Genomic DNA, 14,895 nt, shown 5'->3' with positions numbered 1-14,895 from the left:
GTTTTTCGCCTGTTCTGAAGGGGGGTGAACACATTCTGCCGATCGCGCCCCGCTACGCCTATCGGGATCTGGCTTAGCCAGGCTATGGATGCGCCTGAGGCTCGCGTGCTACGCTTTTTTCCATGCGTTTCGACCTGACCGACCTTCGCCTATTTTTGAATGTGCACGAAACCGGCTCCATCACGGCGGGCGCGGGGCGTTCGCACATGACGCTGGCCTCGGCCAGCGAGCGCATCCGCGGGATGGAAGACGCGCTGGGCGTGCCGCTGCTGGTGCGCGAGCCGCGCGGCGTGCAGGTCACACCCGCCGGGCGCACGCTGGTCCACCATGCCCGTCTGGTACTGGGCCAGATCGACCGCATGCGTGGCGAACTCGACCATTACGGGGCTGGCCTGAAGGGGCACGTTCGCGTGCTGTGCAACACCACGGCGCTCAGCGAATACCTGCCGCCCGTGCTCGGCGCGTTCCTCAAGGACCACCCGCATATTTCCGTCGACCTGGAAGAACGCCTCAGCCACGAGATCGCCGACGCGCTGCGGGCGGGCGCGTGCGACATCGGGGTGCTGGCGGACTCGGCCGACCTGCATGGCTTGCGCACGCGCATATTCCGGCACGATCCGCTGACGCTGATCGTGCCGCGCGACCATCCGCTGGCGGCGCAGCCGCAGGTGCTGTTGCAGGACGTGGCCGGGCATGACTTCGTGGGACTGGTGCAGGGCAGCGCGCTGCAGGAACACATTGCGCATCATGCGCGCCGCAGCGGCAGGCCCCTGTCCTATCGCGTGCGGCTGCGCAGCTTTGACGCCGTGTGCCGGATGGTGGGCCAGGGCGTGGGCGTGGCCATCGTGCCGCGGGCGGCGGCGCTGCGTTATGGCCGCGCGGCGGGCGTGTGCCGGGTGGCGCTGGCCGATCCCTGGGCCGCGCGCGACCTGGTGCTGTGCGTGCGCGACGATCTGCCTGCTTACGCGGACGAGCTGGTGGCGTATGCGTTGCGCGATGCGCCGGAAAATTCGCCGGGAAAAACGCCGGCAGGCATCAACGGGCGAACAGCCGGCGCCCCGGCAGGTGCCCGGGGCCGAACCAGGACCCCGACGCGACGGCGGCCAGGATGATCAGGCCGTAGACGCACATTGCCACGGCCGAAATCACGAAGAACGCCGTCAGCGACCCGGTCAGGTGCAGCGCAATGCCGCCCGCCCCGATGCCGATGAGCAGCCGCAGGAATCCCGCGGTCAACGGCCACTTCAGCCGTCCCGCGCCCTGCGACGCGAAGTACAGCGAAAAGCCGAGCGCAAAGAACCCGTACACCGGGCCCACCGTGCGCAAGTAGTCGGCGCCCGCCTGCAGCATGTGATCCTGCGCGCCGAAGAGACGCAGCCATGCCTCGGGAAAGCACGCCGCGGCCAGCCCGATCGCCTCGGCCAGCACGAAGGCCATCGCCCCGCCGGTCAAGGCGATGCGCATGGCGCGCTCGGGCTGCCCGGCGCCGATATTGGAGCCCACCATCGCCACCATGGGAGCGCCCAGGCCGAATGCAATCGGCATCAGCAGGTATTCAAGCCGGACCGCCACCCCATAGCCCGCGACAGCCGCCTCGCCCGCGTAGGCGCCCACCAATGCGGCGGTCAGGGCCACCAGCGCGTTGGTCAGCAGCGGGTTGATGGTGGCCAGCGCACCCACGCTGAGGATGTTGCGCATCAGCGTCACCTGCAGCCGGCTGGCCACGAGCCGCGCCGCGTTGCGGCCGCTGGCGCAGTACGCGCCCAGGATGAGCGTGCCCACCGCGTAGTACGTCACCAGCGCCCAGCCGCCGCCGGCCACGCCCAGCGCGGGGAAGGGGCCCCAGCCAAAAATGAGGCACGGCGACAGGGGAATCAGCAGCAGCGCGCCGCCGCAGATGACCGCGCCCGGCACCAGCATGTTGCCGGTGCCCCGGATGGCGCTGGCAAAGGCGTTCATCAGCCACATCAGCACGATGCCGCCGAAGATGACGTTGGAATAGGCCAGCGCCGCATCGAGCGCCGCGCCCTCGGCGCCCAGCGCCCGGTACAGCGCCGGACCGAAGGCCAGCAGCAGCACGCAGAACAGAACGCCCAGCAAGGCGTTGAGCACGACCGCGTGCAGCACGAGCTGATCCGCCTCTTGCTGGCGGCCGCCGCCCAGCGCCCGCGCCACCGCCGCGGATATGCCGCCGCCCATCGCGCCCTGCGACATGTTCTGCATCAGCATCAGGACCGGCACGACCAGCGCCACGCCCGCCAGCACCGGCGTTCCCAGTCGCGCGAGAAACCAGGTTTCGATCAGGCCGGTGGACGATTGCGCCAGCATCATCAGGATGTTGGGCCACGCCAGCCGCGCGAGCGTGGGCGCGATGGGGGCGTGCAGCATGGCCTGCAAGCGCGCATTGGCGGGACGAGGCGGAACGGTCGCGGTCATGGGACAGGCCGGTGAAAGGGGTCGGCAAAATTTACGTGCATATGCCAATATCTGTCAATATCGCGCTGGACGCGGGGCCTGCCCCGGCGTTAGCGTTATGTCCTTGCCCGTACACTTTCCTTCGCCGCTCGCCATGTCCGACGCCCCGCTCCCAGGCCCCGCCGTTCCTCCGGATCCGCTCATCTGCAACGGCGCGGCGCTGCGCAAGGCGACGCGCCGCGTGTCCCAGTTGTACGACACGGTGCTGGCGCCCTGCGGGCTGAAAGTGTCGCAGCATTCGATCCTGGTGCACATTGCACGCGCAGGTTCGCCCTCGATGACGGATCTGGCCCGTGCAATGGTGCTGGACCGGTCCGCGCTGGCCCACAACCTCAAGCCCCTGCAGCGCGACGGCTACGTGCGCATGATGCGCGACCCGCTGGACGGCCGCAGCCGCCGGGTCGAACTGACCGAGACCGGCCGCGCCAAGCTGGCCGAGTCGCGCCGCCTGTGGAAAGACGCGCAGAACCGTTTCGAGGCCGCCTACGGCGCCGAGCGCGCTGCGGCGCTGCGGCACGCGCTGGCCGACATCTTTTCCGACGAGTTCGCGCTGGCCTTCAGCCGGGGGTAACAACCGCCCAGCGTTTTGGCCCATTCAAGCGGGCTATTGCAGTCCGTTCCAGCGCGCCACCGAGGGCTCGGCAGCGGCCCACTTCCATTGGCCGTCCGGGCGCTGGCAGATCGTGCTGGCGTAGGCCGGGGAGGCGCCTTCGACCTCGACCGTGAACAGCACTTCGCGGCAATGCGCCAGCGGCGTCTTGATGTCGCGCACTGCCTGGATGCTGCCGCGCTCGTTGCCCACCGGCAGCGTGCGCTTGACCTGCCATTGCCGGACTTCGCCAATGGGCAGCGCGCCCACCGCGTTGGCCATCACGTTCTGCTGGTCGTTCTTCCACTCGCGCAATACGTACTTCACCGTGGCGTCGACCGCGGCTTGCACCGAAACGCCGATGGCGAAGCCGGCGACGGGATTGGCCGTGGCCGCGCCGCTCAGCGTGCCGACCACGGCGCCCGTGGCCGGACCGATGGACGAACTCTGGCAGCCCGCGAGCGCGAGGCTGGCGGCCAGTGCCAGCATTCCAAGCGCGCGCGTCACTGGAGCGAACCCCAGCGGGCGGTCGCCGGTTCGGCGCTGGCCCAGCGCCAGTGTTCGCCGTCGCGGCAGACGGTCGTGACGTAGAACTCGCGCTGGGGATCGGCGCCGGTCTTGTCGGCGGGGGTGTCCACCGAGAACACCACTTCCTTGCATTGGAGATCGCCGCCGCCGATCAGCCGGCTGACGGTGACCTGGCCCCGCGCGTCGTCCTCGATGGGCAGCTTGTGCTTGACGTTCCAACTGGCGACCTTGCCCACCGCGAGCGGGCCGGCGGCCTTGGCGATGGCGTCCTGTTCTTCGCCGCGGGTCTGGCGCTGCGCATAGGCCAGCGCAGCCTTGGCGCCGGCCTGCACGCCCAGGCCGATGCCGGTGGCGACGGTAGCGTTGTCCGTGACTTTATTGGCGATGGCCGTGCCGGCGATACCTGCCGCGGCGCCCGTGCCTTCGCCCAGCATCGAGCTGCAGCCGGAAAGCGCGGTCAGCGCGGCGATGCCCACGGCGGTAAGCGCGCGGCGGCTCGCAAGGATTGGCGAGATGGTGAACACGCTGCGTGCCCTCCTGCGTGAAACTTGGCGGGCGCAAGTATAGGAGCGCACACGGCCTTGCGGCAGCGGGCTTTACATTTGTTGGCATTTTCGTGGGCGGGCGCCTCACGCCGCCGGACGCTTCACGCCGCCGTTCGCTGCGCCAGCGCCACGCGTTCGCGCCGCGCCCGCCACATGCGCAGCACCAGCTTCTCGGCCTCGACCACGCAGAACAGGATGCCGGCGGCCACCAGCGTCAGCGTCCAGTACTCCGGCGGCAGCGGCACGGTGCCAAAGACGCGATTCATCACGGGCAGATAGATCAGCGCGCCTTGCAGCACGCCCAGCATGATCGTCACCAGCCACAGCGCCTTGTTGCGGAACATGCTGGGCGTGAGCGGAAAGCGGTCCTGCAGGCGGCAGTTGAAGAGGTAGGTCCATTGCGCCGTCACCAGCGTCTGCAGGATGACCGTGCGGATGAAGTCCGGATCGCGGCCGGCGGCGATCAGGCTCTTTTCAATGACGAAGGCCGACGCCATGAACAGTAGCCCCACGAAGGCGATGCGCCAGATGGCGAACGCGTCCAGGATGGACTTGGCCGGATCGCGCGGCGCGCGTTGCATCACGCCGGGCTCGGCCGGTTCGAACGCCAGGCCAAAGGCCAGCGTGATGGAGGTGGCCATGTTCATCCACAGGATCTGCAGCGGCGTCAGCGGCGCCTGCGCGCCCGCCAGCAGCGCCGCGATGACGAGCAGACCTTGCGCCAGATTGGTCGGCAGGATGAAGAGGATCGTCTTTCTCAGGTTGTCGTAGACGCGGCGCCCTTCGCGCACCGCGTAGGCAATCGAGGCGAAGTTGTCGTCCGCCAGCACCATGTCGGCGGCTTCCTTGGTGACCTCGGTGCCCTTGATGCCCATGGCCACGCCCACGTCCGCCTGCTTGAGCGCGGGCGCGTCGTTGACGCCGTCGCCCGTCATGCCGACCACTTCGCCCATCGCCTGCAACGCGCGCACCAGGCGCAGCTTGTGCTCGGGACTGGTGCGGGCAAAGATGTCGTGGTCGCGCGCCAGCGCAGCCAGCGCTTCGTCGCTGGTCTGCTCCAGCTGCGCGCCCGTCACCGCCTCGCTGACGTGCGTCATGCCCAGCATCGTCCCGATGGCCAGCGCGGTTTCGGGATGGTCGCCGGTGATCATCTTCACGCGGATGCCGGCCTGGTTGCACTGCGCGATGGCCTCGATGGCTTCGGGCCGGGGCGGATCCATGATGCCGGCCACGCCCAGCAGTATCAGGCCGCTCTGGAAATCCGGATGGTCCAGCGCCGTGGCGCCGGCGGCGCCGGGCTTGTAGGCGGCGGCCAACGTGCGCAGGCCCTCGTGCGCAAAGGCTTGCAGCCCGCTTTCCCAATAATCCAGCCGCAACGGCTGCGGTCCGTCTTCGCCCTGTTCCTGCACGCACAACTGAAACAGCACGTCGGGCGCGCCGGTGACGTAGATGACGTTCTGGCCGTGGTCGTCGCACCGGCGCGCCATGTATTTGTAGCCCGAGTCGAACGGCACCTTGCCATGTTTGGCCACGCCATCCAGGCCCTGGCCCGCCTTGGCGGCCAGCACCATCATCGCGCCTTCGGTGGGCCCGCCCACGATGCGCCACTGCCCGTCTGCGTCTTCGTGCAGCTGGCTGTCGTTGCAAATGGCCGCCGCGCGCACGAAGCGCGTCAGCGCGTCCTCCTGGCTCCAGTCCACCGGCATGCCGTCGGACTCGCGGGTGACCTCGCCGACCGGGCGGTAGTTGTCGCCCGACACACGATAGACGCCCTGCGCCAGCAGCACATTCTTGGCGGTCATCTCGTTCATGGTCAGCGTGCCGGTCTTGTCCGAGCAGATCACCGTCATCGCGCCCAGCGTTTCCACGGTGGGCAGCTTGCGGATGATGGCGCGATTGCGCGCCATGCGCTGCACGCCCAGCGAAAGGATGATCGAGATGATGGCCGGCAGTCCTTCGGGCACCGAGGCCACCGCGATGCTGATCAGCGACAAAAGCAGGTCGGGCAGGGGCATGTCCAGCACGTAGCGGCCCAGCACGAACAGCGCCGCCACCATCACCAGCACCACCTGGAAAATGCGCTTGCCCAGCAGCTGCATCTGCCGCAGCAATGGCGTCTGCAGCGTGCGCACGTTGCTCATCATCCGGTTGATGTGGCCGATCTCGGTGTCGCTGCCGGTGGCCACGACAATGCCGCGCGCGTTGCCCGCGCTGACGCTCGTGCTCGAGAAGCCCAGATTCAGGCGGTCGCCCAGCGGCGACTCGCCGGGCAGCGGCGCGTCGTGCTTCTCGACGACGGTGGACTCGCCGGTCAGCATCGATTCCTCGACGCGGAAGTTGTGGGTGTCAAAGAGCCGCACGTCGGCCGGAATCTTGTCGCCGGGACGCAGGATCACGATGTCGCCCGGCACCAGGTCGCGGGCGTCGATCTCTTCCTTCTGGCCGTCGCGCACCACGCGGGCGTGGTTCGACAGCATGTTGCGGATGCCGTCCAGCGAGCGTTCGGCGCGGCTTTCCTGCACGTAGCCGATGACCGCGTTGATGACGGCCACGGCCAGGATGACGATCGTGTCCAGCCAATGGGCCATCAACGCCGTCACCACGGCCGCGGCCAGCAGGATGTAAATCAGCACGTCGTTGAAGTGGCCCAGAAAGCGCAGCCAGGCGCTGCGGCGGGCGGGCGGGGGCAGGGCATTCAGGCCGTGGGTTTCCTGCCTGCGCCGGATCTGGTGCTGCGTCAGGCCCGACGGGCTGGTCACCTGCGCGTCCAGCGTCTCGTCGACGGAGAGCTGGTGCCAGGGGCGAGGAGTTTGCGGAGCCTGCGTATGCGCCTGCGTCATTGCGACGGCCTCCCGGGAGGACCGGCGCCGTGGCCGGGCCGGGGGTCGGGGGGCCGCACGCGTCAGTCCGGGGTCCATGATACGACGGCCAACTGCCCGTGGACGATCAGAGCGGCGGGCGGGCGCCCTTCAGATAGACCTCGCGCAAGGCGGCGGCGAAAAGGGCTTCGACGTTGCGCCGCAAGCCATCGGACCGCGTGAAAAGCGAGATCGGCGGCAGCGTCCAATCGAACGAGTACGGCACGATGGCCGCGCCCGCGATGCGGACCAGCTCGTCGGCGATGTCGGCCGGCAGGATCGTGACGGCGCGGTCGCTGGCGACGATCATTTCGCCGATCAGTTTGGACGAGTCGCTTTGGACGGACGGCGGCGGCGGCGCCAGGCCGGCCCGCAGAAAGATGTCGGCCACCTGCTCGCGGATCGGGCTGCCCGGCGTGCCCAGGATCCAGTCCAGGTCGGCCAGCCGGTTCCATTCCAGGCGCGACCGGCCCAGACGCGCGGCCAGCCGGCGGCTGGCGATCAGGCGCGGCTGCTGGTGATACAGGACCTCGAAGCCGATATGGGTCAGGTCCACCGAAGGCGTGGCCCAGCCCACCACCACGTCCAGCGTGTGGTCGCGCAGTTGGCGCAGCAGGGCCGGCCCCTGGCCTTCGTGGATGGTGGCCGTGAGCTGGCGGCCCTGCGGCAGCGTGCGGCCGATGGCCGCCGACAGCATCTGGCCCGACACGAAGGGGATGACGCCGATATGCAGGTGGGCGGCGTGCCCGGCCGCGACCGTTTCCATTTCCTGCACCAGATGCCCCAGATCGTGCACCAGCCCACGGGCGCGCGCCAGCACCACGGCGCCCATTGGCGTGGGCGTCATACCCCGCACGGAACGGTCGAACAGCGGCACGCCGAACATGCTTTCCAGTTCGGCCAGTGCGTTGGTCACGGCGGGCTGGCTGGTCGCCATGTGTTCGGCCACCCGGGTCAGCGATCCGTGCTGCTCGATTTGCAGCAGCAGCATCAGGTGGCGCATCTTCAGGCGCGAGGTCAGTTTCCGGAAGACGGCATCCGGGTCGAAGGCTGTCATAGACAAGGCATTAGGGAAACATAATGGGACGATATTAAATCCGAATGAACGCCTTATGTCTTAACGCCTAGAATTTTGCTCATTCAAGACAGCGAGGCCACAGCCCATGAACAACCCCTCCGACCGCCAGGCAGCCCTGGACTATCACGAGTTCCCCACCCCGGGAAAGATCTCCGTCGTGGCGTCCAAGCCGCTCGTCAACCAGCGCGACCTGGCGCTGGCGTATTCGCCCGGCGTGGCGGCGGCCTGCGAGGAAATCGTGGCCGATCCGTCCAACGTGTACCGCTACACGGCGCGCGGCAACCTGGTGGGCGTCATCACCAACGGCACCGCGGTGCTGGGCCTGGGCAACATCGGCGCGCTGGCCTCCAAGCCCGTCATGGAAGGCAAGGCGGTGCTGTTCAAGAAGTTCGCCGGCCTGGATGTCTTTGACATCGAAATCAACGAAACCGACCCGGACAAGCTGGTCGAGATCATTGCCGGTCTGGAAGCCACCTTCGGCGGCATCAACCTCGAAGACATCAAGGCGCCCGAATGCTTCACCGTCGAGCGCAAGCTGCGCGAGCGCATGAAGATCCCGGTCTTTCACGATGACCAGCACGGCACCGCCATTACCGTGTCGGCGGCCTTCATCAACGGCCTGAAGGTCGTGGGCAAGGACATCAAGCAGGTCAAGGTGGTCACGTCCGGCGCGGGCGCCGCGGCGCTGGCATGCCTGGACCTGATGGTGGACCTGGGCCTGCCGCTGGAAAACATCTGGGTCACCGATATCGAAGGCGTGGTCTATGAAGGCCGCACCACGCTGATGGACCCGGACAAGGCGCGCTTTGCGCAAAAGACCGACGCCCGCAAGCTGGCCGAAGTGATCCAGGACGCCGACGTGTTCCTGGGCCTGTCGGCCGGCGGCGTGCTGAAACCGGAAATGGTGGCCGCCATGGGCCCGCGTCCGCTGATCCTGGCGCTGGCCAACCCCACGCCGGAAATCCTGCCGGAAGTGGCGCACGGCGTGCGCGACGACGTGGTGATGGCCACGGGCCGGTCGGACTACCCGAACCAGGTCAACAACGTGCTGTGCTTCCCGTACATCTTCCGCGGCGCGCTGGACGTGGGCGCCACGACCATCACGCGCGAGATGGAAATGGCGGCGGTGCATGCCATTGCCGACCTGGCCGAAGAAGAGCAGAACGAAGTCGTGGCCGCGGCCTACGGCACGTATGACATCTCGTTCGGCCCTGAATACCTGATCCCCAAGCCGTTCGATCCGCGCCTCATCGTGCGCATCGCGCCCGCCGTGGCCAAGGCCGCGATGGAGGGCGGCGTTGCGACGCGTCCGCTAGCCGACCTGGAAGCCTACGAAGAACAACTGCAGCAGTTCGTGTATCACTCCGGCGCGTTCATGAAGCCGCTGTTCTCGGCCGCCAAGCGCATCGTGCGTTCGGGCGGTAAGGCGCGAATCGTCTTCACCGAAGGCGAAGACGAACGCGTGCTACGCGCGGTCCAGGTCATCGTCGACGAAGGCCTGGCGCGTCCCATCCTGGTGGGCCGTCCCGCCGTGCTGCTCTCGCGCATCGAAAAATTCGGCCTGCGCCTGCGTCTGGGCGAGGACGTCGAAGTCACCAACCCCGAATACGACGAGCGCTTCCATCAGTACTGGACGACGTATTGGGAACTGATGAGCCGCCGCGGCATCACCAAGGAAATGGCGCGCGTGGAAATGCGCCGCCGCCTGACGCTGATCGGCGCGATGATGGTGCACCTGGGCGATGCCGACGGCATGGTCTGCGGCACGGTGGGCGCGTACCACGACCACCTGCGTTTTGTGGACGAAGTGATCGGCCGTCGCCCTGGCCACAACGTGTATGCCGCCATGAACATCCTGCTGCTCGACGAGCGCACGGTGGTGCTGGTGGACACGCACGTGAACGACGATCCCACGGCCGAGCAGATCGCCGAATTCACCATCATGGCCGCCCAGGAAATGGCGCGCATGAACCTGGCGCCGAAGGTCGCGCTGTTGTCGCGTTCGAACTTCGGCTCGGGCAGCTCGGCCTCCGGAGAAAAGATGCGCCGCGCGCTGGAACTGGTCCGCGAATCCGCGCCCGAACTGGAAATCGACGGCGAAATGCACGGCGACTGCGCGCTGGACGAGGCACTGCGCATGCGCATCCTGCCGTCCTCCACGCTGAAAGGCGAAGCCAACCTGCTGGTGTGCCCGAACGTGGACTCGGGCAACATCGCCTACAACCTGCTCAAGACCGCCGCGGGCGGCAATGTGGCGGTGGGTCCGTTCCTGCTGGGCGCCAATGCCCCCGTGCACATCCTGACCAACAGCTCCACCGTGCGCCGCATCATCAACATGACGGCCATGACCGTGCTGGACGCGAACCGCGTCGAAGGCGCCTGATCAGCCTTCACCGGCCCGCGCGTCTTGCGCGGGCATGACAATGCGCGCCACCCCTTACGGGGCTGGCGCGCATTTTTCTTCCGGGGGGCGCCGGGCGGCCTAGTTGGCGCTGGCCTTCCAGGTGCCGTCGGGCTGTTTGCAGAACCAGAACTGCCACGTTTCCGAGGTGCTGGTCCGCGCAAAGTTGCCCACCAGGAAGCGGCAAACCCGGTCGTTGCCGGCGCGGGTGGTCTGCTTGGGAGTCAGCTGCACCGTGATCGGCGCCGCACGCTTGGGCTGATGCGCGCTTTTCCATTCGGTGCTCTGGCCGTCGGCCGAGCTGTTCAGCGCTTGCGCCACGGCTTCGTGGAACGAGGCGCGGTCGGCCTTGGAGATCTGGGTGATAAGGGCGTCGTTGAGCATGACGGGCGGGGCGGCAACCGCCACCGACGCCATGCCGCCGGACAGCAGCAACGCGGCAAGAACGCGGGGGTATATCAAGATGGGCTCCCTGGTGTGAACAGCCAATGCGGCGGTAAGCGAGTCTGCATCATGAATCTGAGCCGATAGTACGCCAAAAAAAGGCCGCCCAACCGGGCGGCCAACGTACAACAAGGGGAGGGTAAATCTGCGCCGCTTCAGTTGCTGCGATAAACGCCCGCGAACGGCATGTCATTCGGTTCGACGTTGGACACCTGGCCCGCGGTCTTCGCGGCGGCCAGTTCGGCCTGGACCTCGGCGCGGGTCTTGCCCGTGTGCGGCGTGCCGTAGACACCCTGGAAGGGCGTGTTGTTCGGTTCGGCGTTGGTGTTGACCCCGGCGGCCTTGGCGGCGGCTTTCGCGGCGGCCAGTTCGGCCTGCACCTGGGCGCGGGTCGGACCTTCGTAGGGGGTGCCATAGACACCCTGGAAGGGCACGTTGTTGGGTTCGATGTTGGGCGAGGCGTAGGCGCCGGCGCTCAGTGCAGCCAGCGAAAACATCACAGCGGTAGCAAGGGTCTTCATGGTAAACCTCCGATTTCTAGAGCCTGGGAGCGAATCCGGCGGCCTTTCCGTCGTGGTTCGTTGCTGTTTCCCGATGGCTGAATCTTGCGCCGATCTAGAATGCGGATAAACCCGGATATCCGTAAAAGATAATTCCATCAATGGAAAATTCTGGCCGTATTTCAGGTTTTGATGCCGCTGATGGAATGTTTGGTCGTGAGATAGTCTTGGCGTCGCCGGCGCGCCCCGGCAGCTTCGACGAGCCGCGGCCACGAACCCGATGGCCCCCGCGCAGTGGGCACGATATTCGCTGCGGGCGCGGGCGCCCCTATGGCAGATGCGCCGGCCAGGACCCTTGGGTAGGATGACCAGGATTCAGCGCCTTCAGGCTTCGCAATCAGTAGTGCGGCGGCAGTTCGTCGCGCAGGCTGCGAAAAGGGGCTGCGCCCTCGGGCGCCTGCTGGCGCAGGTCGGCGACCTCGCGCATGAGCCGGTCGATCTGCTGTTGCTGGCGGACGATGATCTGGTTCAACTGCTCCAGAAGATCATCCGAGAAGCTGGCCTTGACCTCCAGGTCCAACAGCCGGCGTTCAATGTCTTGCGTATTTTCCATGGCGGGTATTAGAACCCATTCCCGCCCAGGCACAGGAGAGAAGTTTGGTACAGCGGCAATGGCGGGACAGCGGGACCTGGCGGTGGACGGCGGGCACAATACTGGCGCTTGCGCCGGCTGCCACCGCGCTGGCGCAGGCCGACACGCTGGCCCCGGTGGTGGTGACCGGCACACGGCTGGGCACCGAGGTGCTGGAGACGCCAGCTTCGGTCGACGTCGTCCAAGGCAGCGCCATGCGCTGGCAGCAGCCGGGCATAAACCTGTCCGAAGGGCTGGCAAGCGTGCCGGGCCTGCAGATCCAGAACCGCCAGAACTACGCGCAAGACCTGCAGATATCCAGCCGCGGCTTTGGCGCGCGCTCCACGTTTGGCGTGCGGGGCGTGCGCCTCTACGTGGACGGCATTCCCGCAACGATGCCGGATGGCCAGGGGCAGACCTCCAATATCGACATCGGCTCCATCGACCGCGTCGAGGTGCTGCGCGGCCCGTTCTCGGCGCTGTACGGCAACTCTTCCGGCGGCGTCATCCAGGTCTTCACGCAGGACGGCGCCGACCCGCCCGAGATCACCGCCAGCGGCTGGGGCGGCAGCTATGGCACATGGCGCTATGGCGCGATGGCAAGCGGGGTGTCGGGCACGGGCGCCGGTCAACTGGACTATGTGCTGGACCTGTCGCGCTTCACCACCGACGGCTATCGCGACCACAGCGCCGCCCGCAAGAATCTGGGCAATGCAAAGCTCGGCCTGCAACTGAATGACGACAGCCGCCTGACGCTGCTCGTCAACAGCGTCGACCTGAAGGCGCAGGATCCGCTGGGCCTGACCTACCAGCAGTTCCAGGACGACCCGCGCAGCGCGCCGCTTGCCGAGCAATACAACACGCGCAAGACGGTAAAGCAGACGCAGGGCGGGCTGGTCTTCGACCACCAGGTCGACGGCCGCAACGCGCTGCGCGTGATGGTCTACTACGGCCAGCGAGACACGACGCAGTACCAGTCGATCCCTCCCGCGGTGCAAATCCCACCCACGCAAGCCGGCGGCGTCATCGACCTCAAACGCGAATACGGCGGCGCCGACGTGCGCTGGACGTCCGAGCTTGCCCTGGGCGGCCGGGCGCTGACCCTGATCGGCGGCTTTGCCTACGACGCCATGCAGGAAGACCGCAAGGGCTACCAGAACTTCACTGGAGCGGGCTCCAGCCGGCAACTCGGCGTGCAGGGCGCCCTGCGGCGCGACGAGACCAACCGCGTCTACAACGCCGACCCCTATGTCCAGGCGTCCTGGAACTTCGCGGACCGCTGGACGCTGGACGCCGGGCTGCGATACAGCACGGTCCGCTTCGATTCCGACGACCACTACATCACCCCCGGCAACGCCGACGACAGCGGCAGCGCGCGCTACCGCAAGGCCTTGCCCGTCGCCGCGCTGCGCTACGCCGTCAATGACGACGTCAGCGTCTACACCTCATACGGGCGCGGTTTCGAGACGCCGACGCTGAACGAAATCTCGTACCGGCCCGACGGCGACCCGGGCCTGAACTTCGGCTTGATGCCGTCGGTCAGCACCAATCTTGAAGCCGGCATCAAGGCGCGCATGGCAGGCGGCCTGCTGACGGCCGCGGTCTTTCATACCCGCACCGACGACGAAATCGTCTCCGCCGGCAGTTCAGGCGGCCGCACCAGTTACCAGAACGCCGGCCGCACTCGCCGAGACGGTCTGGAACTGAGCTGGTCCGGAGAATTCGCGCAGCACTGGCGCACGCAAGTGGCCTACACGCTGCTCAACGCCCGCTACGCCGACGACGGTTCGGGCAACATCCGCGCCGGCAACAAGATCCCGGGCATCGCACGTCAGGCGGCCTTCGCCTCCCTGGCCTGGGCGCCGCCCGAAGGCTGGCAAGCAGGCGTGGAAGGCCGCTACCTGTCCAAGATCTACGTCAACGACGCCAACAACGCGGACGCACCCGCCTACTTCGTGGCCGCTGCCAGCGTCGGCTACGTGAAGCAGGTGGGCCAATGGAAACTGAACGCCTACGCCCGCGTCGACAACCTGTTCGATCGCGACTACGCGGGTTCGGTGATCGTCAACGAAGCGAACGGACGCTACTACGAACCGGCGCCCGGCCGGAATGCCGGCGTTGGGGTGGGGGCGACTTATCGGTTTTGATGCATGAGGTGCGGCGGGCTGCCTTGCTCCGCCCCGCCGCTTATGCCGCGGCCCGGTAGCAGAACTCGCTGTCCTCGCAGTCGCCGCATCCGGGCGCGGCTGCGGCGGGCAGGCCGGCGTGTTCGCAGGCGGAGTAGGCCAGGAATTTCTTCCAGCGCATGTTGTCGACGTTGCGGCTTACCAGTCCGGGGTAGTGGCGCGCGAGCAGCACGGTGACGTCTTCGCGTCCGGACAGGCCCAGGTCGCGCCACAGGTGATCGGGCCGCAGGCAGGCGTGCGCGAGGATGCTGCTGACCCATTGGGTCGTCTCGGGGCCGGGCGCGCGGTAGGCGTCCAGCAGCACGCGCATCAGTAGCGTGAACCCGGGTTGCGGATCGCTGGCGCCCTTGCCCACATAGGCGGCGAACTGTTCGCGCAGCGCGGACAGGGAGGTGTCGAATCCGGTCAGGGCGCCGGGGAACAGATAGTCCAGAAGGTCCTTCAGTTCGGCGGGCGACAAGCCGCTACGGGCAAGGTCCTCGTGCGCGATGCTGGTACCCAGGACCGCGGCAAAAAAGCCGGCATCGGGATGGACGGGAGGCGCGTGACGCAACAAGGCGTCGGCAAACCGTTGGGCCCGATCGGCGATGCGGGGGTCGGGAGTAAAGGTCGGCACGGGCTTGGCGTCCATGATGATCTGCTGCGGAATCGGTTTGCTAA

13 protein-coding genes are annotated in these 14,895 nt (G+C 67.3%); 4 read left to right on the top strand and 9 right to left on the bottom strand.

What is annotated here, in order from left to right; all coding sequences use genetic code 11:
- The first annotated feature begins 122 nt into the window (after positions 1–122).
- Complete coding sequence (locus LN047_RS22725; RefSeq protein ID WP_373980243.1) at positions 123–1,112, top strand: LysR family transcriptional regulator; 990 nt, start codon at positions 123–125, stop codon at positions 1,110–1,112.
- On the opposite strand, the gene LN047_RS22720 is transcribed toward LN047_RS22725, so the two are convergent.
- The gene (locus LN047_RS22720) at positions 1,036–2,436 is read right to left on the bottom strand and encodes an MATE family efflux transporter (RefSeq protein WP_373980242.1); all 1,401 of its coding nucleotides are present in this window, start codon (positions 2,434–2,436) and stop codon (positions 1,036–1,038) included. The two genes, LN047_RS22725 and LN047_RS22720, sit on opposite strands and share 77 nt — an antisense overlap.
- Before the next feature lie 133 nt (positions 2,437–2,569).
- Here LN047_RS22720 and LN047_RS22715 point away from each other — a divergent pair, with 133 nt between their 5' ends.
- Positions 2,570–3,046 carry a MarR family winged helix-turn-helix transcriptional regulator gene (locus LN047_RS22715; protein ID WP_056326992.1) on the top strand — a complete coding sequence of 159 codons (477 nt, stop codon included), beginning with the start codon at positions 2,570–2,572 and terminating at the stop codon, positions 3,044–3,046.
- A 33-nt stretch (positions 3,047–3,079) separates the two neighbouring features.
- Here the strand turns inward: LN047_RS22715 and LN047_RS22710 are convergent, their stop codons facing one another.
- From LN047_RS22710 to LN047_RS22695, 4 genes are all read right to left on the bottom strand, one after another.
- Positions 3,080–3,553 (bottom strand): hypothetical protein, encoded by a 474-nt coding sequence (locus tag LN047_RS22710; protein WP_373980241.1) that lies wholly within the window; start codon positions 3,551–3,553, stop codon positions 3,080–3,082.
- Between the two features lie 14 nt (positions 3,554–3,567).
- Positions 3,568–4,116, bottom strand: a complete 549-nt coding sequence (locus tag LN047_RS22705; protein WP_373980240.1) for a hypothetical protein — start codon at positions 4,114–4,116, stop codon at positions 3,568–3,570.
- Between the two features lie 122 nt (positions 4,117–4,238).
- Positions 4,239–6,977, bottom strand: a complete 2,739-nt coding sequence (locus LN047_RS22700; protein ID WP_373980239.1) for a cation-transporting P-type ATPase — start codon at positions 6,975–6,977, stop codon at positions 4,239–4,241.
- Positions 6,978–7,083: 106 nt separating this feature from the next.
- Positions 7,084–8,052 carry a LysR substrate-binding domain-containing protein gene (locus LN047_RS22695; RefSeq protein ID WP_056326315.1) on the bottom strand — a complete coding sequence of 323 codons (969 nt, stop codon included), beginning with the start codon at positions 8,050–8,052 and terminating at the stop codon, positions 7,084–7,086.
- A gap of 106 nt (positions 8,053–8,158) precedes the next feature.
- Here LN047_RS22695 and LN047_RS22690 point away from each other — a divergent pair, with 106 nt between their 5' ends.
- Entirely contained in the window at positions 8,159–10,456 is a 2,298-nt protein-coding gene (locus tag LN047_RS22690) for an NADP-dependent malic enzyme (RefSeq protein ID WP_262759852.1), read from the top strand.
- 99 nt (positions 10,457–10,555) lie between these two features.
- Here the strand turns inward: LN047_RS22690 and LN047_RS22685 are convergent, their stop codons facing one another.
- From LN047_RS22685 to LN047_RS22675, 3 genes are all read right to left on the bottom strand, one after another.
- On the bottom strand, positions 10,556–10,936 hold the full coding sequence (locus LN047_RS22685) for a hypothetical protein (protein WP_217618678.1): 381 nt from the start codon (positions 10,934–10,936) through the stop codon (positions 10,556–10,558).
- A 137-nt stretch (positions 10,937–11,073) separates the two neighbouring features.
- Complete coding sequence (locus LN047_RS22680) at positions 11,074–11,439, bottom strand: DUF4148 domain-containing protein (protein WP_373980238.1); 366 nt, start codon at positions 11,437–11,439, stop codon at positions 11,074–11,076.
- A 376-nt stretch (positions 11,440–11,815) separates the two neighbouring features.
- On the bottom strand, positions 11,816–12,031 hold the full coding sequence (locus LN047_RS22675; protein ID WP_056326323.1) for a SlyX family protein: 216 nt from the start codon (positions 12,029–12,031) through the stop codon (positions 11,816–11,818).
- A gap of 98 nt (positions 12,032–12,129) precedes the next feature.
- On the opposite strand from LN047_RS22675, the gene LN047_RS22670 reads away from it, so the two are divergent.
- Complete coding sequence (locus LN047_RS22670) at positions 12,130–14,196, top strand: TonB-dependent siderophore receptor (protein ID WP_373982175.1); 2,067 nt, start codon at positions 12,130–12,132, stop codon at positions 14,194–14,196.
- A 40-nt stretch (positions 14,197–14,236) separates the two neighbouring features.
- Here the strand turns inward: LN047_RS22670 and LN047_RS22665 are convergent, their stop codons facing one another.
- The gene (locus LN047_RS22665; RefSeq protein ID WP_373980237.1) at positions 14,237–14,866 is read right to left on the bottom strand and encodes a nitrogen fixation protein NifQ; all 630 of its coding nucleotides are present in this window, start codon (positions 14,864–14,866) and stop codon (positions 14,237–14,239) included.
- Between the last annotated feature and the right edge of the window lie 29 nt (positions 14,867–14,895).

It is taken from the genome of Achromobacter sp. JD417, assembly GCF_041879325.1.
Classification (GTDB): domain Bacteria; phylum Pseudomonadota; class Gammaproteobacteria; order Burkholderiales; family Burkholderiaceae_B; genus Achromobacter; species Achromobacter mucicolens.
The sequence above is the reverse complement of the archived record's forward strand: the minus strand, read 5'-3'. Positions and strand labels throughout refer to the sequence as shown.